This is a genomic window from Streptomyces sp. NPDC047453, assembly GCF_040643155.1.
Taxonomy (GTDB): Bacteria; Actinomycetota; Actinomycetes; order Streptomycetales; family Streptomycetaceae; genus Streptomyces.
The window spans coordinates 1-22,384 of sequence record NZ_JBEYTS010000013.1 but is presented as its reverse complement, the minus strand read 5'-3'; the positions used below and the strand labels follow the sequence as shown (position 1 = coordinate 22,384).

Annotated in this window: 19 protein-coding genes and 1 pseudogene; 7 read left to right on the top strand and 13 right to left on the bottom strand. The window is 72.8% G+C overall.

The window, feature by feature from the left end; genetic code table 11:
- Positions 1-94: 94 nt before the first annotated feature.
- The 3 genes from ABZ818_RS14540 (at position 95) to ABZ818_RS14530 (ending at position 3,965) form a co-directional block, all read left to right on the top strand.
- Positions 95-796 (top strand): GntR family transcriptional regulator, encoded by a 702-nt coding sequence (locus ABZ818_RS14540; protein ID WP_141359694.1) that lies wholly within the window; start codon positions 95-97, stop codon positions 794-796.
- Positions 793-3,222 (top strand): dolichyl-phosphate beta-glucosyltransferase, encoded by a 2,430-nt coding sequence (locus ABZ818_RS14535; protein WP_361414071.1) that lies wholly within the window; start codon positions 793-795, stop codon positions 3,220-3,222. The genes ABZ818_RS14540 and ABZ818_RS14535 overlap by 4 nt, the downstream gene beginning before the upstream one ends.
- Positions 3,223-3,314: 92 nt before the next feature.
- Positions 3,315-3,965, top strand: coding sequence for a hypothetical protein (locus ABZ818_RS14530; RefSeq protein ID WP_361414068.1), 651 nt, complete (start codon positions 3,315-3,317; stop codon positions 3,963-3,965).
- Positions 3,966-4,129: 164 nt separating this feature from the next.
- On the opposite strand, the gene ABZ818_RS14525 is transcribed toward ABZ818_RS14530, so the two are convergent.
- Positions 4,130-5,413 carry an adenylosuccinate synthase gene (locus tag ABZ818_RS14525; RefSeq protein ID WP_141359700.1) on the bottom strand — a complete coding sequence of 428 codons (1,284 nt, stop codon included), beginning with the start codon at positions 5,411-5,413 and terminating at the stop codon, positions 4,130-4,132.
- Positions 5,414-5,610: 197 nt separating this feature from the next.
- Here ABZ818_RS14525 and ABZ818_RS14520 point away from each other — a divergent pair, with 197 nt between their 5' ends.
- Positions 5,611-6,477 carry a diacylglycerol kinase family protein gene (locus ABZ818_RS14520; protein ID WP_361414065.1) on the top strand — a complete coding sequence of 289 codons (867 nt, stop codon included), beginning with the start codon at positions 5,611-5,613 and terminating at the stop codon, positions 6,475-6,477.
- Positions 6,478-6,505: 28 nt separating this feature from the next.
- Here ABZ818_RS14520 and ABZ818_RS14515 read toward each other — a convergent pair whose 3' ends face one another.
- Positions 6,506-7,003, bottom strand: coding sequence for a MarR family transcriptional regulator (locus ABZ818_RS14515; RefSeq protein ID WP_361414062.1), 498 nt, complete (start codon positions 7,001-7,003; stop codon positions 6,506-6,508).
- Between the two features lie 103 nt (positions 7,004-7,106).
- On the opposite strand from ABZ818_RS14515, the gene ABZ818_RS14510 reads away from it, so the two are divergent.
- Positions 7,107-8,105 carry an ABC transporter ATP-binding protein gene (locus tag ABZ818_RS14510; protein ID WP_361414059.1) on the top strand — a complete coding sequence of 333 codons (999 nt, stop codon included), beginning with the start codon at positions 7,107-7,109 and terminating at the stop codon, positions 8,103-8,105.
- The gene (locus tag ABZ818_RS14505; protein WP_361414056.1) at positions 8,102-9,715 is read left to right on the top strand and encodes an ABC transporter permease; all 1,614 of its coding nucleotides are present in this window, start codon (positions 8,102-8,104) and stop codon (positions 9,713-9,715) included. Before ABZ818_RS14510 ends, ABZ818_RS14505 begins: the two co-directional genes overlap by 4 nt.
- A gap of 91 nt (positions 9,716-9,806) precedes the next feature.
- Here ABZ818_RS14505 and ABZ818_RS14500 read toward each other — a convergent pair whose 3' ends face one another.
- The 11 genes and pseudogenes from ABZ818_RS14500 to ABZ818_RS14450 all read right to left on the bottom strand — a co-directional run.
- Complete coding sequence (locus tag ABZ818_RS14500; protein ID WP_361414053.1) at positions 9,807-11,027, bottom strand: cytochrome P450; 1,221 nt, start codon at positions 11,025-11,027, stop codon at positions 9,807-9,809.
- A gap of 86 nt (positions 11,028-11,113) precedes the next feature.
- Positions 11,114-11,788: a response regulator transcription factor gene (locus ABZ818_RS14495; RefSeq protein ID WP_361414050.1), complete on the bottom strand. Its 675-nt coding sequence runs from the start codon at positions 11,786-11,788 to the stop codon at positions 11,114-11,116.
- The gene (locus ABZ818_RS14490; protein WP_361414047.1) at positions 11,785-13,161 is read right to left on the bottom strand and encodes a histidine kinase; all 1,377 of its coding nucleotides are present in this window, start codon (positions 13,159-13,161) and stop codon (positions 11,785-11,787) included. Before ABZ818_RS14490 ends, ABZ818_RS14495 begins: the two co-directional genes overlap by 4 nt.
- A gap of 102 nt (positions 13,162-13,263) precedes the next feature.
- Positions 13,264-13,938: a response regulator transcription factor gene (locus tag ABZ818_RS14485; protein ID WP_361414044.1), complete on the bottom strand. Its 675-nt coding sequence runs from the start codon at positions 13,936-13,938 to the stop codon at positions 13,264-13,266.
- Positions 13,935-15,413: a sensor histidine kinase gene (locus ABZ818_RS14480; protein ID WP_361414325.1), complete on the bottom strand. Its 1,479-nt coding sequence runs from the start codon at positions 15,411-15,413 to the stop codon at positions 13,935-13,937. The genes ABZ818_RS14485 and ABZ818_RS14480 overlap by 4 nt, the downstream gene beginning before the upstream one ends.
- Positions 15,413-16,630, bottom strand: a complete 1,218-nt coding sequence (locus ABZ818_RS14475; RefSeq protein ID WP_361414041.1) for an acyltransferase — start codon at positions 16,628-16,630, stop codon at positions 15,413-15,415. Before ABZ818_RS14475 ends, ABZ818_RS14480 begins: the two co-directional genes overlap by 1 nt.
- Positions 16,623-17,597, bottom strand: coding sequence for an alpha/beta hydrolase (locus tag ABZ818_RS14470; protein WP_361414038.1), 975 nt, complete (start codon positions 17,595-17,597; stop codon positions 16,623-16,625). Before ABZ818_RS14470 ends, ABZ818_RS14475 begins: the two co-directional genes overlap by 8 nt.
- Positions 17,598-18,469: 872 nt before the next feature.
- Positions 18,470-19,438 carry an alpha/beta hydrolase gene (locus tag ABZ818_RS14465; protein ID WP_361414035.1) on the bottom strand — a complete coding sequence of 323 codons (969 nt, stop codon included), beginning with the start codon at positions 19,436-19,438 and terminating at the stop codon, positions 18,470-18,472.
- Positions 19,439-19,647: 209 nt separating this feature from the next.
- Positions 19,648-20,850, bottom strand: coding sequence for a kynureninase (gene kynU, locus ABZ818_RS14460; RefSeq protein WP_361414033.1), 1,203 nt, complete (start codon positions 20,848-20,850; stop codon positions 19,648-19,650).
- On the bottom strand, positions 20,843-21,700 hold the full coding sequence (locus ABZ818_RS14455; protein ID WP_361414030.1) for a tryptophan 2,3-dioxygenase family protein: 858 nt from the start codon (positions 21,698-21,700) through the stop codon (positions 20,843-20,845). Before ABZ818_RS14455 ends, kynU begins: the two co-directional genes overlap by 8 nt.
- Positions 21,701-21,846: 146 nt before the next feature.
- A pseudogene (locus ABZ818_RS14450) lies at positions 21,847-21,993 on the bottom strand (DUF3151 family protein); the annotation flags it as partial.
- A 53-nt stretch (positions 21,994-22,046) separates the two neighbouring features.
- On the opposite strand from ABZ818_RS14450, the gene ABZ818_RS14445 reads away from it, so the two are divergent.
- Entirely contained in the window at positions 22,047-22,259 is a 213-nt protein-coding gene (locus ABZ818_RS14445) for a hypothetical protein (RefSeq protein ID WP_361414347.1), read from the top strand.
- Positions 22,260-22,384 lie beyond the last annotated feature (125 nt).

Sequence of the window (22,384 nt, the reverse complement as noted above, 5' to 3'; positions counted from 1 at the left end):
CGGAATCGGCGGCATCCCGAACGCGTAAGGTGGCGTGCTCGTAGACATGGATGTACGAGTACGCCACCCGCACGCGCAAGGAGACGCCCCGACCATGCCCGGCATCAGCGGCAACGGCGCCGTGACGCGCAGCACCCTGCGGCAGCAGATCGCGGACGCGCTCCGGGACGAGGTGCTGGCCGGGCGGCTCCAGCCGGGGCAGGAGTTCACGGTCAAGGAGATCGCCGAGCAGTACGGGGTGTCCGCGACCCCGGTGCGCGAGGCGCTCGTCGACCTGTCCGCGCAGGGCCTGCTGGAGGCCGACCAGCACCGCGGCTTCCATGTGCGCGAGTACTCGCTGCACGACCTCCACGACATGATCAAGGCCCGTGCCCTGGTCACCGACGGCATGTTCCAGGCCGCCGTCTCGGCGCCCGAGGCCTTCCGCCGGCCCGACGACCCGTACGTCAAGGCCACCCTCACCGGAGTGCGCCGGCGCGGCGAGGAGGCGCAGCGCGCGGCCACCGCCGGCGATCTGACCGTCCTGATCGGCTACGACCTGCGCTTCTGGCGGGAGCTCGGCGCCCTGTTCGGCAATCCCTACCTCTCCGACTTCCTGAACCGGCTGCGCGTGCAGTTCTGGGTGTGCGCGGTGCAGCACCTGCGCCGCCGCGGCGATCTGCGCGGCCTGCTGTGGTCCGCCCACACCGAACTCGTCGACGCCATGGTGAGGGGCGACGCCCCGGCCGCCCGGGCGATCGTCGCCGCCTACAACGCGCACGACCTCGCCCTCGTCGAGCGGCTGGCCACCGCATGAGCGGGACCGTCACCGGGGCCGTCGACCTGTCCGTCGTCATCCCGGCCTACAACGAGGAACGGCGGCTCGGTCCCACCCTCGACGCGGTCACCGCCTACCTGGCCGACAACGAGGGCCGCTTCGGCTCGTGGGAGGTCGTCGTCGCCGACGACGGATCCACGGACGGCACCGGCGGCCTCGTCACGGACCGCGGGGACCCGCGCGTCCGGCTCGTCGCCGGCGACCGCAACCGCGGCAAGGGCCACGCCCTGCGCCTCGGGGTGGCCGCCACCCGCGGCCGCCGGGTGCTGGTCACCGACGCCGATCTCGCCGCCCCCATCGAGGAGCTGGAACAGCTCGACAAGGCGCTCGGCGAGGGCGGCGCGGCCGCGATCGGCTCCCGCTCGGTGCCGGGCGCGACGATAGCCAGGCGCCAGCACCGGGTGCGCGAACTGCTGGGCCGCGCCGGGAACTTGCTGATACGGCGCATCGCGGTGCCCGGCATCCGCGACACCCAGTGCGGCTTCAAACTCTTCGAGGGCGACCAGGCCCGGGAGGCGTTCGCCGCCTCCCGGCTGAGCGGCTGGGGCATCGACGTGGAGGTCCTCCAGCACTTCCGCCGCCGCGACTGGCCGGTGGCCGAGGTGCCGGTCCGCTGGTCGCACCAGACCGGTTCGAAGGTCGGCCCGCTGGACTACCTCCGGGTCCTCGCCGAACTGGGCCGCCTCAAGGCCCGTTCCGTGCGCCCGGCCGACCTGTTCGCCGCCGCGCTCTTCCTGCTGATGGCGGTCACCCTCTACTCGGGCCGCCTCTTCGGCCCCGCCCACCGCTACCTCCCCGACTCCCTCCAGGACCAGAACCAGTGGGAGTGGTTCTTCGCGGTCACCGCCGACAGCGTCGCCCATCTGCGCAACCCCCTGTTCACCGATCTCCAGGGCTTCCCCGACGGCGTGAACCTCATGGCCAACACGGTCATGCTGGGGATGTCCGTCCCCTTCGCCCCGGTCACGCTGGCCTTCGGTCCGGCGGTCTCGCTGAGCGTCTGCATGACCCTGGGGCTCGCGGCCACCGCGGCCGCCTGGTACTGGCTGATCGTCAGACGGGTCGTACGGCATCGGGGCGCCGCCTTCACCGGCGCCTGCCTGGCCGCCCTCGCCCCGCCGATGGTCAGCCACGCCAACGCGCACCCGAACTTCGTGATCCTGTTCGTGATCCCGCTGATCGTCGACCGGGCGCTGCGCCTGTGCGAGGGCACCCGGGTGCGACGGGACGGGATCGTGCTCGGGCTGATGGCGGCGTACCAGATCTTCCTCGGCGAGGAGCCGCTGCTGCTCGCCGCGATGGGCATGGCCCTGTTCGCCGCCGCCTACGGGCTCGTGCGCAGGGACGTCGCGCGGGAGGCCTGGCGGCCCCTGCTGAAGGGCCTGCTGATCGCCGCCGCGGTGTGCCTGCCGATCGTCGCCTACCCGCTGTACTGGCAGTTCGCGGGCCCGCAGAGCTACAAGAGCGTGCTGCACGGCGACAACGCCGGCAACAGTCCGCTCGCCCTGATCTCCTTCGCCGAGCGCTCCCTGTTCGCGGGCGACGCCCAGAAGGCGAACGCCCTGTCCCTGAACCCCACGGAGCAGAACGCCTTCTATGGCTGGCCCCTGCTCCTGCTCGCCTTCGGGATCACCGTACGGCTGTGGGAGCACGCGCTGGTGAAGGCGCTGGCGGTCACGACGGCCGCCGCGGCCCTGCTGTCCCTGGGCCCGAAGTTCCGCGTCCCGCTGACCGACACGGTCTACCCCGGCCCCTGGGCACCGCTCGCCCACCTGCCGCTGTTCGAATCGGTCATCGAGGGGCGCGTGGCGATGATCTGCGCGCCCGCACTGGGCATGCTGCTGGCGATCGCCGTCGCCAGGATCACGGCGACCGGCCGCGTCGGCACGCTCTACGGCGGCCTGCTGGCGGTCTGTCTCGCGCTGCTGCCGCTGGTCCCGGCGCCGCTGAAGGCCGAGGACCGCGCCCCGGTACCGGAGTTCATCACGGCCGGCCTGTGGAAGTCCTACGTCCGCGACGGCGAGTCCCTGGTGCCGATACCGCTGCCCGACCCGGGCAACGCGGAGGCCCTGCACTGGCAGACCGCGGCCCACCTCGGCTTCAAGCTGCCCGGCGGCTACTTCAACGGCCCCTACGGCCCCGACCGCGTCGGCATCTACGGCGCCGTCCCCCGCCACACCTCCAACATGCTGCGGGACGTGAGCTACACCGGGTCCCTACCGGCCCTCGGCAAGAACTGGCGGGCCCAGGCCCGGCGGGACTTCGCCGACTGGCACGCCGGCGTCCTGGTCCTGGCGCCCCAGCAGCACGAGGAACCGCTGCGGGAGGCGGTGACGAAGCTGGTGGGCCGTCCGGGCACGTGGACCGGCGGGGTGTGGGTATGGGACCTGCACGAGGGGAGCTGAGCGGTTCCGCACCGACTACGCTTTTACACTCTTCTTCACACTCTTCGACCACCGAACACGCTGGAAGCCCTGCCCTCCCCGAGGAGCCCTCTTTGGCCTGTGACCTGTGGCTGGTACCGCTCGTCGACGTCTTGTGCCACACCCCGGACAACCCGTTCGCCGAGGAACTCGCGCAGTACAACAAGGTGCTCGCCGAAAACGGGCTTCCACCGGTGCCGGTGTACCAGTACATGCCCGGCCTGTCCGGGGAGGTGGCGCCGGTGGCCGGCTTCGACTACGACGCGCTGCACTTCCTGCGCCGCGCCTACCTCCTCCAGCTCTGCGGCCTGCCGCTGACCCCGGTCGACGAACTGGGCGGCGACTACGAGCAGTTGCTGGAGATGTTCGAGACGACGGCCCAGCAGTCCCACCTGGTCTGGCACTACGACCACGCCGGCGCGTACGTCCCGCTGGACTTCCCGCACCCCCTGTCCAACGAGGAACTCCTTTCCGGCGGCGGCCCATTGGGGTCCTCACAGGCCCTCCTGCGCGAACTGGAGCACGTCGCCCCGTCGTTGGGTATCGACCCGGCCAACCCGCCGGCCGCCCCCGACCCTCCGCTCGGCCCCACGGAACTGGAACAGGCGGCCGCCCCCGCGCCGTACGACCCCAGCCCCTTCGCCCGCGAACGCCACGTCTGGCTGAGCCTCCACGCGGCGGCGACACGGAGCCTGGCGCAGGGCTCGATGATCGTCTTCAGCTGAGGTCGGACGACCCACTGCCCGCCGCAGGCCGGCGGGCAGTGGGTGCACCCTCGCGACGAGCCGCCTTCCCGCCGGGGTGACCACGCAGGTCGAACGCGAGGGACGGCCTGTGCGGTGACTCCGCGCAGGCCGTCCCGTCGGACCTCCCGGAAGGGGGCGCCGTTCTAGAGGAACGAGTTGATCTCGATCGTCTCGTCGCGGCCCGGGCCGACGCCGATCGCGGAGATCGGGGCGCCGGACATGTCCTCCAGGGCCTTGACGTAGGCCTGGGCGTTCTTCGGGAGGTCGGCGAAGGTCTTGGCCTTCGTGATGTCCTCCTGCCAGCCGGGGAGGTACTCGTAGACGGGCTTCGCGTGGTGGAAGTCGGTCTGGGAGTACGGGAGTTCCTCGACGCGCTCGCCGTCGATCTCGTAGGCGACGCAGACCGGGATCTGCTCCCAGCCGGTGAGGACGTCGAGCTTGGTGAGGAAGAAGTCGGTCAGGCCGTTGACCCGGGTGGCGTAGCGGGCGATCACCGCGTCGAACCAGCCGCAGCGGCGGTCGCGGCCGGTCGTCACACCCCGCTCGCCGCCGATCCGGCGCAGCGCCTCGCCGTCCTCGTCGAACAGCTCGGTCGGGAAGGGGCCGGAGCCGACGCGGGTGGTGTAGGCCTTGAGGATGCCGATGACGCGGCTGATCTTCGTCGGGCCGACGCCGGCGCCCGTGCAGGCACCGCCCGCGGTCGGGTTGGAGGAGGTGACGAAGGGGTACGTGCCGTGGTCGATGTCCAGCAGCGTGCCCTGGCCGCCCTCGAAGAGGACCACCTTGTTCTCGTCCAGCGCCTGGTTGAGGATCAGGACCGTGTCGGCGACGTACGGCTTGATCTGGTCGGCGTAGCCCAGGAGCTCCTCGACCACCTGATCCACGGCGATCGCGCGCCGGTTGTACAGCTTGGTGAGGATCTGGTTCTTGGCGTCGAGGGCCGCCTCCACCTTCTGGGTGAGGATCGACTCGTCGTACAGGTCCTGCACCCGGATGCCGACGCGGTTGATCTTGTCCGCGTAGGTCGGGCCGATGCCCCGGCCGGTGGTGCCGATCTTCCGCTTGCCGAGAAAGCGTTCCGTCACCTTGTCGACGGTGACGTTGTACGGCGTGATGACGTGGGCGTTGCCGCTGATCAGCAACTTTGACGTGTCGACGCCTCGCTCGTTCAGACCGCTCAGCTCGGAGAGCAGGACCGACGGGTCGACGACCACACCGTTGCCGATGACCGGCGTGCAACCGGGCGAGAGGATTCCGGAAGGAAGGAGGTGCAGTGCATACTTCTGGTCACCGACGACGACGGTGTGGCCGGCGTTGTTACCGCCTTGGTATCGCACTACATAGTCCACGGAGCCACCGAGCAGGTCGGTGGCCTTCCCCTTGCCCTCGTCACCCCACTGAGCACCGAGCAGCACAAGTGCGGGCACGCGCGTACACCCCTTCCGGGCGGGGCATGTCCAGGGTCAGGGGCGTACGCGGAGGGTTCACCGCCGCGTGCACCGCGACCGTCGTCGGCCGCTCAACCGTCGGACCGGATGCCCCGGAATAGACGAAGCCCCCGGCGCAATAGCGCAAAGGGGCTCTTGCACAAAGATGCTACCCGAGGAAGCGAGGCAGGACCGAGGTGGCGACTTATCCGACGTCCGATCAGCTGCTGGTGGTCATCGACCCGGTCGCCCGGAGGACGGACGGGGAGTCCGTGAGGATCGCGAAAGACGTGCTCAGCGCGGGTGCGGCCGCCAAGGTGTGCCTGCCGGACGGGCCGGAGGAGTTCACCCGTGCGCTGGCGCGGCGCGGCTCGCGGCGGCCGGTGGTGGTCGGCGACGACCGGGCGCTGCTGCGGGCGGTGTCGGCGCTGCACCGGCAGCGGGAGCTGGCCGGATGCGCACTGTCGGTGGTGCCGGTCGGGGGCGCCCTGTCGCTGGTCCGCTCGCTGGGGGTGCCGACGGGGCCGGTGGCGGCGGCCCGGGCGGTGCTCGAGGGCGCCGAGCGGCGGCTGGACCTGCTCGTCGACGACAGCGACGGGGTGGTGCTGGGCATGCTGCGCATCCCGCCGGTCTCCCCGCGTCAGGAGGATCCGGCGGGGTCCGCGGCGGTCTCGTCCGGAGCAGGACATCCGTGGCTGCGGACCTGCCAGTCCCTCGTACGGACGCTGGTGACCCGCCCGCCGAGGGCCACGACGGTCGCCGGGCCGGGCGGCCCCTCCCGGCTGCGGGTGGAGGTCGACGGGGAGACGGTCGTGGACCTGGAGCAGCCGGTGGAGGCGGTCTCGGTCACGCCGGGCGGCGGCACGGGGAAGGCCGAGGTGGAGGTGCGGCGGCTGTCGGTGGGCGCGGAGGCCTCGCCGCTGCTGGCCCAGGGCCGCACGGTGACCGTCTCGGGAGCCGGCTTCCGCTACCGGGCGGACGCGGTGGTGGCGGGGCCGGTACGGACGCGGACATGGCGGGTCGTGGAGGGGGCCTGGGGCCTGACGCTTCCGGTGACGGGGTGAGCAGGACCCGGGGGGCCGGCCGGCCGCGTCACCCGCGGGGCTTCTCCTCCTGGTAACGGCGCCAGCGCTCCATCATTCCGGCGACGTCCTGCTCGATGAACTCGAAGAACGCCAGCGTGTCGGCCAGCCGGCGTCCGGCCGGGGTCTCGGCCCCCAGGCTGGCCACGCCTTCCCGCAGGGCGTCCTCCCAGCGCTTGATGAGCGCGTCACGGCTGGTGAGCGCCTCGTACCACTGGTCGCTGTGGACCCGGTAGCGCTCCCGCCGCGAGCCGGGCTCCCGCTCGCGGGAGACCAGGTGCACCTGGGCGAGGTAGCGCACCGCGCCGGAGACGGCCGCGGGGCTGATCTTCAGCTGGCCGCCGAGCTCGGCTGAGGTCAGGGCGCCGGCGTCGGAGGCGAGCAGCGCGGCGAAGACCCGGGCCGGCATGCGCGGCACGCCCGCCTCGACGAGCTGGGCCGCGAAGTGCTCCACGAACTGCGACACCACCTCGGGATCCCGCTCCACCGCCGCTTCCCGCTCCGCCATCCCGGACCCTCTCCCCTGGTCGGACACCACCGTCGAGTCTAACCTCGCTTTTATACGCTTCCTTAACTTCACAAATTTGTGAAGTTAGCGTACGTTCCAAAGCATGACCACGGCAAACCCCGCCATCGAGGTATCGGGCCTGCACAAGTCGTTCGGCGGCACGCGGGCGCTGGACGGCCTCGACCTGAATGTCGCCGCCGGCGAGGTGCACGGCTTCCTCGGCCCCAACGGCGCCGGCAAGTCCACCACCATCCGGGTCCTGCTCGGCCTCCTGCGCGCCGACTCGGGCGCCACCCGGGTGCTGGGCCGCGACCCCTGGGCCGACGCGGTCGAGGTGCACCGCCGGATCGCCTACGTGCCCGGCGACGTGACCCTGTGGCGCAACCTCTCCGGGGGAGAGGTCATCGACCTGTACGGCAGGCTGCGTCAGGGGGGCCGCGCGAAGCGCGTCAGGCAGGGTGGTGGTGAGCGACGGGCGGGCGGCCTCGACCGGCGGCGCCGGGACGAGTTGATCGAACGGTTCGAGCTGGACCCGACCAAGAAGGGGCGGACGTACTCCAAGGGCAACCGGCAGAAGGTCGCCCTGGTCGCCGCCTTCGCCTCCGACGTCGACCTGCTGATCCTGGACGAGCCGACCTCGGGCCTGGACCCGCTGATGGAGGAGGTCTTCCAGCGGTGCGTGGAGGAGGAGCGCGACCGGGGCCGCACCGTCCTGCTCTCCTCCCACATCCTCAGCGAGGTCGAGGAGCTGTGCGACCGGGTGAGCATCATCCGCAAGGGCCGCACGGTGGAGAGCGGCTCGCTGGCCGACCTGCGCCACCTCACCCGCACCAGCGTCACCGCCGAACTGGCCGGACCGCCCAACGGGCTCGCCCGGCTGCCCGGCGTGCACGACCTCGACGTCCAGGGGCACCGGGTCCGCCTCCAGGTGGACACCGACAAGCTGAACGAGGTGCTGCGCTCGCTGAGCGAGTCGGGCGTGCGGTCGCTGACCTCCACCCCGCCGACGCTGGAGGAGCTGTTCCTGCGGCACTACCACGACGAGGCCGAGGCCGAGGCGGGCTCCGGGACCGGCGCGGAAGCCGCGGAGGTGGCGCGATGACCGCCGCCATCTCCACGCCCGCCGCCGTACCCGCCGCCCGCTCCCGCAACCTGGCCGGCACCGGCACCCTGCTGCGGTTCGCCCTGCGCCGCGACCGCGTGATGATCCCGGTGTGGGTCGCGGTGAACGCGCTGATGGTCCTGTCCATGCCGAGCACGCTCAAGGGCCTGTACGCCACCCCGGCCGAGCGCGCCGACCTGGTGCATCAGATGGCGACGAACGCCTCTCTGCGCGCCATGGTCGGCCCGGTGTTCGGCGACTCGCTGGGCGCGCTGACGGCCTGGCGGGTGGGGGTGTACGCGGGTGCCCTCGCCGCCGTCATGAGCCTGCTCGTCGTCGTCCGGCACACCCGGGACGAGGAGGAGAGCGGACGGCAGGAACTGGTGTCGTCCGGGATGGTGGGCCGCCGGGCACCGCTGACGGCGGCGCTGCTGGCCGCGGCGGTCGCGAACGCGGCCCTGGCCCTGCTGATCACGGCCGGTCTCGCCGGGCAGGGCGCCGCCGGTGCCCTGGCCTTCGGGCTCGGGGTGGCGGGCGTGGGCATGGTCTTCGCCACGATGGCGGCGATCGTCGCCCAGCTCACGGAGAGCGCCCGGCTGGCCCGGGGCCTGACGTCCGCCGTCCTGGGCGCCGCCTTCGTGCTGCGGGCCGCGGGCGACTCCGGGACGGACGACGGTTCGTCGGTGCTGACCTGGCTGTCCCCGCTGGGCTGGCTGGAGGACCTGCGCGCCTTCGCCGCCGAACGCTGGTGGGTGCTGCTGCTGTTCGCCGCGGCGACCACCCTCCAGGCGGGTATCGCCTACGACCTCGCCGGACGCCGGGACCTCGGCATGAGCTTCCTGCCCACCAGGCCGGGACCGGCCCGGGGCCGCCTCGCCACGGCGGGCGGGCTGGCCTGGCGGCTGCAACGGGGCAGCGTGGTCGGCTGGAGCATCGGCTTCTTCGTCGCCGGAGTCGTCTACGGCGGGATGGCGGACGGCGCGGCCCAGCTCGTCGGCGACAACGCCAAGGCGCGGGAGATCTTCCAGCGGATGGGCGGGCAGTCCGGTCTGACGGACGCCTTCCTCGCCGCGATGGCCGGGATGCTCGGCCTGGTCGCCGCGCTCTACGTCGTGGCGTCCGTGCTGCGCCTGAACGGCGAGGAGACGTCCGGCCGAGCCGAGCCGGTGCTGGCGGGCGCGGTGGGCCGGCTGCGCTGGGCCGCCGGGCATCTGCTGATCGCCTTCGGCGGGTCCGCCCTGATCATGCTCCTGGCCGGGCTGGGCATCGCGGTCGGCCACGGCAAGCAGGTCGGGCCGGTGCTCGGCGCGTGCCTCGTGCAGGTGGCCGGGGTGTGGGTGATCGGTGGCATCGCCGTCCTGCTCTACGGCGTCCTGCCGCGGGGTGCCGTGGCCGCGTGGGGCGTGGCCGGAGCGGTCCTGCTGATCGGCTGGATCGGGCCCGCGCTGAACGTCCCCCAGTTCGTGCTGGACCTCTCCCCCTTCGGCCACCTGCCGAAGCTGCCGGGCGGCCGGATGGAGTGGGGCCCGGTCGCCACCCTGCTCGCCCTCGCCGCACTCCTGGTGACCGGAGGACTGGCGGGCCTGCGCAGACGGGACATCAGCGGCTGAGCATACGGCGGGGCGTGCGGCTCGGCCGGCGATGCTTGAGCTCCTCGGCGTCGAGTTCGATCGGATTCGACGCCGAGGAGCTCCCGATCCGTCAGCCCACCGCCACGTTCAGCCCGTCCAGCCCGCGGATCACGAAGTTCGGCTTCCGGTCCGGCTCCGCCGCGAGTGTGAGGGTCGGGGCTCGCTCCAGCAGGGCCGTCATGGAGGCGGCCAGTTCGATGCGGGCCAGGGGGGCGCCGATGCAGTAGTGGATGCCCGCGCTGAAGGAGATGTGGGGGTTGTCCCGGCGGGTGAGGTCCAGGCGCTCGGGGTCGGTGAAGAGCGCCGGGTCGTGGTTGGCCGAGCCGAAGAGCATGGCGATCTCCGCGCCCCTGGGGATCGTGGTGCCCGCTATCTCGATCTCGTCCAGCACCCAGCGCTCGAAGAGCTGGAGCGGGGTGTCGTAGCGCATCAGCTCCTCGATCGCGGAGGGGATCAGGGAGTGATCCGCGCGCAGGGCCGCCAGCTGCTCCGGGTTGCGGAACAGCGCCCACCAGCCGTTGACCGTGGCGTTCACCGTGGCCTCGTGACCGGCGTTGAGGAGCAGCACCGCCGTGGAGATCATCTCCTGCTCGGTCAGCCGGTCGCCCTCGTCGTGCGCCGCGATCAGCCCCGAGATCAGGTCCTCGCCCGGCTCCTTGCGGCGCTCGGCGATCAGCTCCCGCAGATAGTCGGAGAACTCGACCGACGCCCGTACCGCCTTCGCCGCCGTCTCCTCGGACGGGTTCAGCTCGTACATCCCGCAGATGTCCGCCGACCAGGGTCGCAGCTGCGCCCGGTCCGGCTCGGGGATGCCCAGCATCTCGGCGATCACGGCCACCGGCAGCGGTTCGGCCACGTCCCTCAGCAGATCGCCGCCGCCCGCCGCCACCAGCGTGGCGACCAGCTCGTTCGCCAGGTCGTGCACGTACGGCTTGAGCCGCTCCACCGTGCGCGGCGTGAACGCCTTCGACACCAGGCGCCGGATCCGGGTGTGGTCCGGCGGCTCCAGGTCGAGCATCCCGTGGTCGTTGAGGACGTGGAACGGCTCGTGCTCCGGCGGGGGCGGCGTACGACCGAAGTCCTCGTGCGTGAAGCGGTGCTGGTACGTCCGGCCCAGCCGCCGGTCCCGCAGCAGCGCCGAGACGTCCGCGTGGTGCGGCACCAGCCACTGGTCGGTGGGCTCGTAGTGGAGCACGCGGCCCCGCGCGCGCAGCTCGGCGTAGACCGGGTAGGGGTCGGCGAGGAACGCCGGGTCCCACGGGTCGAAGGCGAGGCCGGAAGGAGCGGACATGCCCGGACGTTAGCCCGGCCACCCCCGATCCGACCAGGGGTGTCACCCACCTCGCACGGCTCGGCCCGGGGACCGCCCGGGGCGGCTCACCTCGGCGTGACCAGTCGCGCCTCGTAGGCGAACACCGCCGCCTGGGTGCGGTCCCGCAGGCCCAACTTGACCAGGACGCGGCTCACATGGGTCTTGACGGTCGACTCGGCGACCACCAGCCGCTCGGCGATCTCCGCGTTCGACAGGCCCTGCGCGATCAGCACGAGCACCTCCGTCTCCCGCTCGGTCAGCTCCCCGTACGCCGCCTGCGCGGTGGGCGCAAGCCGCGGGGGCTCGGTCAGCTTCGAGAACTCCGTGATCAGGCGTCTGGTGACCGAGGGGGCGAGCAGCGCCTCGCCGGCCGCGACCACCCGCACCCCGTCGGCGAGCTGCCGCGCCGAGGCGTCCTTGAGCAGGAACCCGGAGGCCCCGGCCCGCAGCGCCTGGTACACGTACTCGTCCAGGTCGAACGTGGTCAGCACCAGCACCTTCGCCGTGCCGTCCGCGGCGACGATCTCCCGGGTCGCCTCTATGCCGTTCAGCTCCGGCATGCGGATGTCCATCAGTACGACGTCCGGGGCCAGTTCGCGTACCCGCTCCACCGCTTCGCGGCCGTTGACGGCCTCGCCGACGACCTCGATGTCCGGCATCGCGTTCAGCAGGACCGAGAAGCCCTCGCGCACCATCATCTGGTCGTCCGCGACCAGCACCCGGATCGTGCCCGCCCTCATGCGCCGGCCTCGTCGTCGTCCGTGCGCTCGACCACCGTGGCGACCGGCAGGAACACCGCCACCTCGTACCCGCCGTCGTCGGCCGGGCCCGCCGTCATCTCGCCGTCGAGCATCGACACCCGCTCCCGCATGCCGGTGATGCCGTGTCCGGATCCGGGCGAGGGCTTGAGCAGGGACGGCTTGGGCGGCGGGCCGTTGACTATGCGCAGGGCCAGCCCGCCGAGGACGTAACCGATCTCGACGCGGGCGCTCGCGCCGGGCGCGTGCCGCAGGGTGTTGCTCAGGGCCTCCTGGACGATCCGGTACGCCGACAGCTCGACGCCCTGCGGGAGTTCGCGTACCGCGCCCATCGTCGTCCTGTCCACCGCCAGCCCGGCCTCCCGCACGTTCTCCAGCAGGGTGCCGAGGTCGGCGAGGGTGGGCTGCGGGGCCTCGGGGGCCTCGTAGTCCTCCGCGCGGACGACGCCGAGGACGCGGCGCAGCTCGGTGAGGGCCGCCACCGCGTTCTCCCGGATGGTGGCGAAGGCCTTCTCCAGCTCCGGCGGCGGGTTCTGCACCCGGTAGGGGGCGGCCTCGGCCTGGATGGCGACGACGGACATGTGGTGGGCCACGACGTCGTGCAGCTCTCGGGCGATCGTGGTGCGCTCCTCCAGCAGGGTGCGGCGGGAGCGTTCGTGCGCGGTCACCGTCTGCTGGGCGGTCACCTCCTGCTCGGCGTCCTTGCGTATGTGCCAGACGGTGACGACGAGGAGGACGAGCGCGGAGAGGACCAGCATGGGTGCCGAGTTGTTGCTGTAGACGTAGCCGAACAGCGCGTCGGCGAACACGGCGTAGAACGCGGTGGTCGCCCACATCCACGCCGCCGTGCGCGGCCGGGTGCGTATCGCCGCCACCGTGAGCACCGTCAGGTGCGCGATGTAGCTGCCGGGCTGCCACGGCCAGGTCGTGTAGCTGCCGACGAGCCACGCCGAGACCATGGCCGCCATCAGGGAGACCCAGAACGCTCCGACCGGGCGGGTCAGGGTGAGCAGCACCGGGGCGAGGGCCAGCAGACCCGGCAACAGGGCCGCGCCACTGCCCGCGCTGCTCGCCCAGCCGACGAACAGCGCCAGCAGGCCGGCTCCCACCACTACTGCGTGCGGGGTCCAGGCCGCGTACGGACGCAGGCGGCCGGGCAGCCGCCGGGTCAGCGGGCCGTCGACACCCATGGGCCGCAGCGGACGGTAGGCGAAGGCGTCGTGGAACAGCCCCTGCCGCAGCCCGTGCAGAGCCTTCGCGGCGAGCTTGTACTCCGGGCTGCGCGGCTTGTACGGGCTGAAGGCGCCGTCCGGCGTCGTCTGCTGCGCCTGCTGCGTCTGCTGCGTATCGGTCACGCTGAAAACGGTAGGCGCAGGCGGCGGTCGCGGTCGTCCCCTGTGAGAGGGGTCCTTCGCGGTCCGTCTCAAGTACTACGGGTAGTGCCCTGCTTCCCTCGTTCAGTACCCGGAGGGGCGAACCAGTCCCGACTCGTAGGCGAACACCGCCGCCTGGGTGCGATCCCTGAGGCCCAGTTTCACCAGGATGCGGCCCACGTGGGTCTTCACGGTCTGTTCGGCGACGACGAGATGCCCGGCGATCTCCGCGTTGGACAGGCCCTGCGCGATCAGGGCGAGCACTTCCGTCTCGCGTTCGGTCAGTACGCCGATACGCGACTTCAGCGGGGCGCGCGGTGTGTCCTTCAGCCGGGAGAACTCCGCGATCAGCCGGCGCGTGATCCCCGGCGCCAGCAGCGCGTCGCCGGCCGCGACCACCCGGACCGCCTCGGCGAGCTGGTCCGCGGACGCGTCCTTGAGCAGGAAGCCGGACGCGCCGGCGCGCAGCGCCTCGTACACGTACTCGTCCAGATCGAAGGTGGTGAGCACCAGGACCTTCATGTCCGGGGTGGCGGTCGTGATGCGGCGGGTGGCCTCGATGCCGCCGAGCTCGGGCATGCGGATGTCCATCAGGACGACGTCCGGGGAGACTTGCGCGGCCCTGGCGACGGCGTCCAGGCCGTCCACCGCCTGGCCCACCACCTCGATGTCCGGCTGGGTGTTGAGCAGCACGGTGAATCCCTGACGGACCATCTGCTGGTCGTCGGCGATGAGTACGCGGATGCTGCCGCTCGTCATGGAGTGTCTTCTCCTGTCGGGGACGGTGAGCCGGGAGCGGCGCCGGGGCCGGTGCCAGAGTCGGGGCCGGGGCCGGGGTCGGCGGGCGCGCCGGGCGGTTCGACGTGGACGACGAGGGTGTCGGCCGGGTCGGTGTAGATGACGGGCAGGCGGGGTGGGCCGATCCCGGTCACGGGCGCGATGCCGTCGCGGGGGAGGAAGGCCGAGACCGCGAAGCCGCCGTGCAGTGTCCTGGCCGCCGTGACGTGCCCGCCCAGCATGGTCGCCCGCTCGCGCATGCCGAGCAGGCCGTGCCCGGCGCCCGGGGAGGGCTGGACGGGCTGTCGGGGGCGGGAGTTGACCACGTTCAGGAACAGGCCGTCGGCAACATGCGTGACTTCCACGCGGACCGTCGACCCCGGGGCGTGCCGCAGGGCGTTGCTGAGGGCCTCCTGGACGATGCGGTACGCCGACAGCTCCACGGCGGGCGGATACGGCCGGCGCTCGCGTCGCGAGTCCTCGGTGTCCATGGTGACCGTCAGACCGGCGGCGCGGGTGTTCTCGACGAGGGCGCCGAGGCGGTCGAGGGTGGGCTGCGGGGCGTCCGGGGCGACCCTCGTGCCGGGTTCGCCGAGGCCGTACGGGTCCTCGGGATTCTCGGAACGCAGCACGCCGAGCACCCGGCGCAGTTCGGCGAGCGCCTCCAGCGCGTTCTGCCGGATGCCGTCGAGGTTCTCCTTCAGCTCCGGCGAGGGGTTCTGCGTGAGGTGCGGTGCCACCTGCGCCTGGATGGAGATCACCGACATGTGGTGGGCGACCACGTCGTGCAGCTCACGGGCGATACGGCTGCGCTCCTCCAGAAGCGTGCGGCGGGCCCGCTCCTCCGCGGTGAGCGTGGTCTGCTGCACCAGTTCCGCACGGGCCTCGCGGCGGCCGCGCAGGGCGGTGCCCAGCACCACCACGACCGCGAACAGGGCCGTCGCGAGAGCACCGGTGGGCTGGTAGTACGCCGCGCCCCACACACCCTGGAGGACGTAGGTGACCAGCGCGGTCAGGGCCAGCGCCTCCGCGGCGACGCGGGTGCGCACCCGCAGGGCGAGCAGCAGCATGACGAACAGGTGGGCGATGATCCCGGACGCGGTCCAGGGCCAGGTGAAGTCGTTCACCTCGCGGGCGAGCAGCGGGCCGCGCAGCGCCACCGCCCCCAGCACCGTGGCCGCCGTCGACAGCCACCACGCCGGGATGGGCCGCCACAGGGCGAGCGCCACCGCACCGGCCTGTCCGAGCGCGATGAGGAAGACGTACCCGAAGGCCAGCCGCGCGTCCCCCTGGAGTTGGGCCGCGGCGCCCAGCAGCACCGCGAACGCGACCAGCCATACGATCCCGTGCGGCAGCCAGCGCAGCCAGACGGACGGGGGCAGCGGATCCAGCCGCGCGGTCCACAGGTCGTCGCGCAGCACCCGCAGTCCACGCCTGACGCGGCTCTGCCATCGCATCACGCGCCCACTTTAGGGTCTGGCGTGTGGGACGCCCCGGGACGATGGGACCGGACCACCCGGGAACGGCGCCGGCCACCGTCCTGCTCACAGGTGCGGAAAGCAGCCCAGCAGACGGTCAGGGCGAGGGCGAAGACCGGGAGCCAGGCCAGCCGGGCCGCCACCCAGCCGAGGTCGTCGGGGAGCGTGTGCAGACCCGGGACGCGGCCGGCGAGCAGGCCCACGGCGGTGATCGCCATCAGGGCCGTCTGATGCCAGAGGAAGATCGTCATCGCGGAGAGGTTGACCAGCACCACCGCCGCCCAGGCGAGCGGGCGGCCCATCGCGCGGCGCAGCCGCTCGCGCAGGAGCAGGGCCAGGCCGCACTGGGCCAGGCCGAAGGTGACGGCCGCCAGGGTCGGCGGGTTGAGGTTGGAGACCGCGGCCCCTGGTACGCCGACCATCGACGCCGGGTAGCCCGCCCAGGCGACGAGGGCCGCGGTCGCCGTCGCGCCGCAGGTCAGCAGTATCCAGCCCGCGCGGCGGCGGTCCAGCTCACCGCGGGTCCACGCCGCGCCCAGGGTGTACGGCACGAGCCAGCCTGCCGGCAGGTTCAGCCAGCCGAGCCAGGAGGGGGCGCCGAGGCCGAAGCGAAGGAGGTCCACGTGCAGGACGACGGCCAGGGGCCACAGGGGGCTGAGCCGGGTGAGCAGGGGGGTCGCCGCCGTCAGCAGGGCGAAGACCAGGAGGAACCACAGAGGGGACAGAGCCAGCTTCACGAGGGTGCGGACGGTGTCGAGGTCCGCACCGGTCAGGAGGAGGGCGGCGGCGGTGACCGTCCAGAGGGCCAGTACGGCCGCGACCGGCCTGAACAGCCGGGACAGGCGGGCGCGGAGCCACCGCGGGTAGCTGGTCCCACGGACGCGGGCCGAACGGTAGCCGCGGGTGGCGACGTGCCCGCCGACGAGGAAGAACACGGCGAGGGTCTGGAACACCCAGGAGACCGAGGTCAGGGCGGGCAGGTAGTGGAGGGGGCTCGCGGTGTGCAGGGTGGGGTGGGGCTGGGTGCGGGTGTCCGCGACCAGGGCCGTGACCAGCCAGTGCCCCAGGACCACGCCGAGGATGGCGAGGGCCCGCAGGGCGTCCACCGCCCGGTCCCGGTGCGGCGGGGTCTGGTGGTGGAGGCGGTGGGCGGAGGCTCGTACGCGGGTGAGTACCGGTGTGAGGCGGTCAGTCACCGTACACCTCGTTCGTGGCGCCCAGGACGATCCGGGCCAGGTTGGTCAGGGACGGGGAGCCGGGCGCGAAGTAGGCGCTGTGACCGCCGCTTCCGGCCGTGAACCTGCGGGCGCCGAAGGCGGGGTCCATGGGGTCGGCGCCCAGACCGACGGTCCTGCCGAAGAGGTCGGCGTGGACGTGCGGCACGTTCGCCACCCAGTCGCCGGTGCCACGGGCCGCCCAGACACGGGCCCGGGTGTGCAGCGCGGGCACGGAGTCCGCGCCGGTACCGGGGCTGCCGATGAGGGCGATGTCGTTCACGTCCAGGCCTGCCGCGGCGCGCCCGCACACCACCGAACCGTAGGAGTGGCACACCAGGGTGATGTGCGGCGCCTGCCCCGCCACGGTACGCAGGTCGCGTATCAGCTCCCGCAGATGCGGGGCCGCCTGCTCGGCGCGGCCCGTGGTGAGCACCGAGGTGCTGACCGTGCCCGGCGTCTCGTAGCCGAGCCAGGCGACGACCGCTGGGCGCGCACCGGCCGCGGTCTCGCGGCCGAGCGCCTGGTACAGGGCGAGTGCGCCCTTCCGGAAGCGGTCGTAGGTGTCCAGGGAGGTGTCCGAACCTGGGACGAGGACCGCTGTGCGGTCGGCGTGCGCCAGGTCGCCGAACACCTCCGTCACGCGGCCGGAACCGCGGCCGTCGAAGGAGAGCAGACGACGCGAGGGTGACGCCAGCGCCCGGTCCACGGCCGCGCGGTGCGTGTCGCCGTGCGCCGCGGCCATGTCGGAGGCGCGGGCCGCGTCGGCGCGGTTCGCCCCGTAGGCCGCGTCGAGGGTGGTCCGGGTCAGGGGCGCGAGAGCCGCCGGGGCGGGCGCGGGAATCCGGGGGCGGGCCGCGGCCGACAGAGGCACCACGAGGGCACCGGTGACGAGGAGGGCGAGCAGGGCCCGCCGCCATCTGCCGGCCTTGGCCCCGACACCGGACATCGCTCCCGGACCGGCACTCAGGCCCCCTTCCGGGCCGGGACTTGTGTCCGCTCCCGAACCGGCGCACAGGCCCGCCCCTGAACGGGCACTCGGGCCCATTCCCGAGCCGACACTCGGGTGCGCTCCCGAACCGGCGCTCAGGCCCACCCCTGAACGGGCACTCGGGCCCATTCCCGGGCCAGCGCTCGGGCCCATTCCCGAGCCGACACTCGGGTGCGCTCCCGAACCGGCGCTCAGGCCCACCCCCAGGTCAGCGCTCGGACCCGCCCCCGGGCCGGCATTGAAACCCGCTCCGGGACCGGCATTGAAGCCCGCTCCCGGACCAGCACTCAGGCCCGCTCCCGGCCTCGCGCTCGGACCCGACCCTGGACGGGCACTCAGGTCCGCCTCCGAACCGGCACTCAAGCCCACTCCCAGGCCGGCGCTCGGGTGCGCTCCCGAACCGGCGCTCAGGCCCGCCCCTGGACGGGCACTCAGGCCCGCCTCCGAACCGGCACTCAAGCCCACTCCCGGACCAGCACTCAGGCACGCTCCCGGACTCGCGCTCGGACCCGCCCCCAGACCGGCATCCGGCCCGGTCTCCGGGCCCGCGCCCAGTCCCGCAACCCCGCCCAGGCCCGCGCCCAGTCCCGCAACCCCGCCCAGGCCCGCGCCCGATCCCGCAACGCCGCCCAGGCTTGCGGCTATGCCCCGTCTCTCCCACCCACGCCCCACGGTCATCCCCTCCGGCTCCGACCGGCCGTCGGGCCGGTCCGGAAGGGAAATTACGGATCCGGGGGCGTAGCTCGCGTCACGCCAGGGAGGTGTTCGCGGCCATAGCTCTCAAGTACTACGGGTACGACCGGGTTGCCCGGTCGGGACGGAGGCCGAAGTCACCACGCCAGCTGGGCGATCTCCTCCGCCACCACCGCGCACGCGTCGGCCGCCGGGTCGATCAGGGGGAAGTGGCCGACCTCCTCCAGGAGGGTCAGGCCCACCACCTCGCCCGCCTTCGCCGCAGCGTCGGCGTAGGACTCCGCGACCACCTGCGGTACGTCCAGGTCGTCGCGGCCCTGGACGAGGGTCGTGGCGATGCCGGTCGGCAGCAGCAGAGCCGGGTCGGCGTAGGGCTGCCGCTCGACGAACCCCTCTTCTCCGCCGAGCAGTTGACGGGCCGCCCCGCCGCACACGTCCAGCTTGTCGGCGACCGCGAAGTCGGCGATGGGGGCGAGTGCGACCACGCCCCGCAGCGGGGCGGGGCGGTCCGTGCGCCAGGGCGCGTCCGCGGGCAGGACGTGCCGGGCCGCCGCCCACAGGGCCAGATGGCCGCCCGCCGAGTGGCCGGTGAGCACCGTGCGCCGCGTGTCGGCCTGCGGGAGCGCCTCCCGGGCCAGCGCGGGCAGCGCGTCGAGCGCCGCCGCCACGTCGTCGAACGTGTCCGGCCAGCGGCCCGCGACCGGGTCCTCGCCCGGCGCCGCCGGGGCGGCGCTGCCGCGTCGGTACTCGACGCAGGCCACGGCGAAGCCCCGGCGGGCGAGGAAGTCCGCGAACGGGGTGATGTGGCGACGGTCGTACGGGGCCCGCCAGGCGCCGCCGTGCAGCACCACCACGAGCGGGGAGGACTCCGAGGAGCCGGCCGCGCCGCGCGTGCGATAGAAGTCGACGACCTGGTCGGGGTGGTCGCCGTAGGCGGCGGTGCTGTCGGGTGCGACGGGCGCGTGCGAGAAGACCGACTCCTCCTCCGCGGCGGCGCGCGCGGCCGCGTCACGGCCGCCGGAGTTCCCCGGTTCCGCGGCGGTGGGGGTTCCCTCCGCACGCTCGGACTCGAGCGCTCGGGGGACGGGGGCGTCGGCTTCCGGCATGCTCCAACCTCTCAGCGGTGAAACGGTTTTGGCGGTCCGGGAAGGAAATCAACCGGCCGTTGGCCGGGACGGTATCAGGCCGGTGACGTGCGCCGACATGGGGATGTCACGCTGGGTGAGGCTGAACGGTCCTGCCGCACGGTCCGGGACCGTGCGGCAGGAAACCTCCGTTCCGGTACACCCGCAGGAGCGGGGCGTACGGCGGTGCGTCAGCCGGCCAGCACCGCTGCCAGCACCCGCGCCGCCCGCTCCACGTCCGCGAACCCGACGTAGAGCGGGGTGAAGCCGAAGCGCAGGACGTCGGGGTGCCGGAAGTCGCCGACCACCCCGCGTTCGATCAGCCGCTTCATCACGTCCCCGGCGTCCGGGCAGCGCAGGGCCACCTGGCTGCCCCGCTCCTCGTGGACCGCCGGGGTCAGGGACTCCACGCGTCCGGCGGGGACGTACTCGGCGACGCACTCCAGGAAGAAGTCCGTCAGCGCCAGGGACTTGGCGCGTACGGCCTCGATCGGTACCCCGCCCCAGACGTCCAGCGCCGCCTCCAGGGCGAGCAGGGAGAGGATGTCGGGGGTGCCGACCCGGCCGCGGACCGCACCCGCCGCCGGTTCGTACTCGGCCCGCATACCGAAGGGCTCGGCGTGCGAGTTCCAGCCGGGCAGCGGGGAATCGAAGCGGTCCTGCACATCGCGGCGGACGTACAGGAACGCAGGTGAACCGGGGCCGCCGTTCAGGTACTTGTAGGTGCACCCGACCGCCAGGCGGACTCCGTGCCCGTCCAGCCCCACCGGCAGGGCGCCCGCGCTGTGGCACAGGTCCCAGACGGCGTACGCACCCGCCGCGTGCACCGCGGCGGTCAGGGACGGCAGGTCGTACAGCCGGCCGGTGCGGTAGTCGACGTGGTTCAGCAGGACCGCGGCGGTGCGCGGAGTCAGCGCCCCGGGCACCTCGGCCGGCGTCACCGGACGCAGCGCGCAGCCCGTCATCCGGGCCGCCGACTGCGCGATGTACCCGTCCGTGGGGAACGTCGTCGCGTCGACCAGGATCTCGTCCCGGTCACCGCCGCCGCTCTCTTCCCGGGCCATCCGGACCGCCGCCACCAGCGCCTTGAACACGTTGACGCTGGTCGAGTCGCCCACCACGATCTGGCCCGGCGCGGCCCCGACCAGCGGGGCGATCCGGTCGCCGACCCGCTCGGGCGCGGTCCACCAGCCGCTCTCCGTCCAGGAGCGGATGCGCAGCTCGCCCCACTGGCGGCGTACGACGTCGGTGATCCGGTCCGGGACGTCCGCCGGGAGCGCGCCCAGCGAGTTGCCGTCCAGGTAGACGCCCTCGTCGAGGACGAACCGGTCGCGCAGCCCGGCGAGTTCGTCGGCGGCGTCCAGCTTCTCCGCCCTGATGGTCAACTCAGACATGGGACCTCGCCGTCCACAGCTCGGGAAAGACGTTCTTCCGGGCCCGCTTCTCCAGCCAGGCCACGCCGGCGGAGCCACCCGTGCCGGACTTGGCGCCCATCGCGCGGCGGGTGGCGACGAGGTGGTCGTTGCGCCAGCGCCACACCAGTTCGGCGACGTCAGTCAACGCCTCGCCGAGCCGGGCGAGTTCGTCGTCCTGTTCACCGGAGTAGAGCGCCGCCCAGACGGCCTCGACCTCCTCGCTGGGCTCGTACCGCAGCGACACGTCGCGGTGCAGCACCGCGTCCGGGACCGCGTGCCCGCGCCGGGCGAGCAGCCGCAGCACCTCGTCGTACAGGCTCGGCTCGTGCAGCGCCTTCTCCAGTTCCGCGTGGGCGCGGGGGGCGCCGCGGTGCGGGACGAGCATCGAGGCGGACTTGTCGCCGAGCAGGAACTCCATGCGGCGGTACATCGCCGACTGGAAGCCGGAGCCCTCGCCGAGGGCGCCGCGGTAGCTGTTGAACTGGGCCGGAGTGAGTGCGGCGAGCGGCTTCCAGGAGGCGTTCAGCGCCTGGAGCTCGCGTACGGACCTCTTCAGCGCGGCGATCGCCGTCGGCACGTCGTCCGAGCGCAGGGCACGGGCAGCGGTCTCCCACTCGTGGACGACGACCGTGAACCACAGCTCCATCACCTGGGTGGTGACCAGGAAGACCATCTCTCCGGGGTCGTCGGAGAGGGTGTGCTGGAGGTGGGTGAGCACGTCCGCCCGGACGTAGTCCTCGTAGGGCGTCGTGCCTGCGAAGTCGAGATGCGGGGTCTCGGGCTCAGGGGCCTCAGCGGGCTGAGAGGTCGAGTGAGCCGGTTGGGACATCGCTGTCTCCTGTTGTACTCCGGGTAGCGGTCCGCCCCTGCCGATGCCGGCACGGGGGCCCCGGTCCCCACCGGCATCCTGCGCATCACGTGGACAGATCGCAAGGCCCGCCCGGTCACACGGGCGGGCCTCGTACTCGTACGGGGTCAGCCCAGGGTCCGCGCGGCCGTCTCCGAGGAGTCCTTCAGGAACTGCGTGCAGCGCTCGTACTCCTCCTGCTCGCCGATCGCGTGGGCGGCGCGCGCGAGGGCGTGCAGGGCGCGCGGGGAGCCGCGGTTGGGCTCGTGCTCCCAGAAGAAGGGCGCAAAATGTGCCCCACTGAGGATCGGCCCGGGAGGACCAGGACATGACGGAGCAGGAGTGGCTGGACAACGTCGCGGCACAGCTGCCGGAGCGGGACTTGGAGTGGGTGCTGGACCTCGCCAGGATCTGCTCCACGCAGTGGACGGACGGCAAGCCTCCGACGGGTGCGGCGGGCGAAACCTCCGAGCCTGGCGCCCCATCCCCTCACGCACCGCTCGCGCGAACCGTCCCGGCCGAGGAGTCCGAGGCCGCATAGAGCGCCTCCCTGGGGAGGAAAAACCTCAGGTCAGACATCCCATGCCGTTGTGGTGTCAAGTGGCGGCCGAGAGGGTCGCGTGGTGTGACCACGCGGTGGATTCGTCGTAGGGAGTGCGCGTCTTG

Excerpts from the sequence above, each read along its gene's own strand:
- ABZ818_RS14540 (WP_141359694.1), top strand. The coding sequence starts at position 95 with ATGCCCGGCATCAGCGGCAACGGCGCCGTGACGCGCAGCACCCTGCGG.
- ABZ818_RS14535 (WP_361414071.1), top strand. The coding sequence starts at position 793 with ATGAGCGGGACCGTCACCGGGGCCGTCGACCTGTCCGTCGTCATCCCG.
- ABZ818_RS14515 (WP_361414062.1), bottom strand. The coding sequence starts at position 7,003 with ATGGCGGAGCGGGAAGCGGCGGTGGAGCGGGATCCCGAGGTGGTGTCG.
- ABZ818_RS14510 (WP_361414059.1), top strand. The coding sequence starts at position 7,107 with ATGACCACGGCAAACCCCGCCATCGAGGTATCGGGCCTGCACAAGTCG.
- ABZ818_RS14505 (WP_361414056.1), top strand. The coding sequence starts at position 8,102 with ATGACCGCCGCCATCTCCACGCCCGCCGCCGTACCCGCCGCCCGCTCC.
- ABZ818_RS14500 (WP_361414053.1), bottom strand. The coding sequence starts at position 11,027 with ATGTCCGCTCCTTCCGGCCTCGCCTTCGACCCGTGGGACCCGGCGTTC.
- ABZ818_RS14495 (WP_361414050.1), bottom strand. The coding sequence starts at position 11,788 with ATGAGGGCGGGCACGATCCGGGTGCTGGTCGCGGACGACCAGATGATG.
- ABZ818_RS14485 (WP_361414044.1), bottom strand. The coding sequence starts at position 13,938 with ATGACGAGCGGCAGCATCCGCGTACTCATCGCCGACGACCAGCAGATG.
- ABZ818_RS14480 (WP_361414325.1), bottom strand. The coding sequence starts at position 15,413 with ATGCGATGGCAGAGCCGCGTCAGGCGTGGACTGCGGGTGCTGCGCGAC.
- ABZ818_RS14470 (WP_361414038.1), bottom strand. The coding sequence starts at position 17,597 with ATGTCCGGTGTCGGGGCCAAGGCCGGCAGATGGCGGCGGGCCCTGCTC.
- ABZ818_RS14465 (WP_361414035.1), bottom strand. The coding sequence starts at position 19,438 with ATGCCGGAAGCCGACGCCCCCGTCCCCCGAGCGCTCGAGTCCGAGCGT.
- kynU (WP_361414033.1), bottom strand. The coding sequence starts at position 20,850 with ATGTCTGAGTTGACCATCAGGGCGGAGAAGCTGGACGCCGCCGACGAA.
- ABZ818_RS14455 (WP_361414030.1), bottom strand. The coding sequence starts at position 21,700 with ATGTCCCAACCGGCTCACTCGACCTCTCAGCCCGCTGAGGCCCCTGAG.
- ABZ818_RS14445 (WP_361414347.1), top strand. The coding sequence starts at position 22,047 with ATGACGGAGCAGGAGTGGCTGGACAACGTCGCGGCACAGCTGCCGGAG.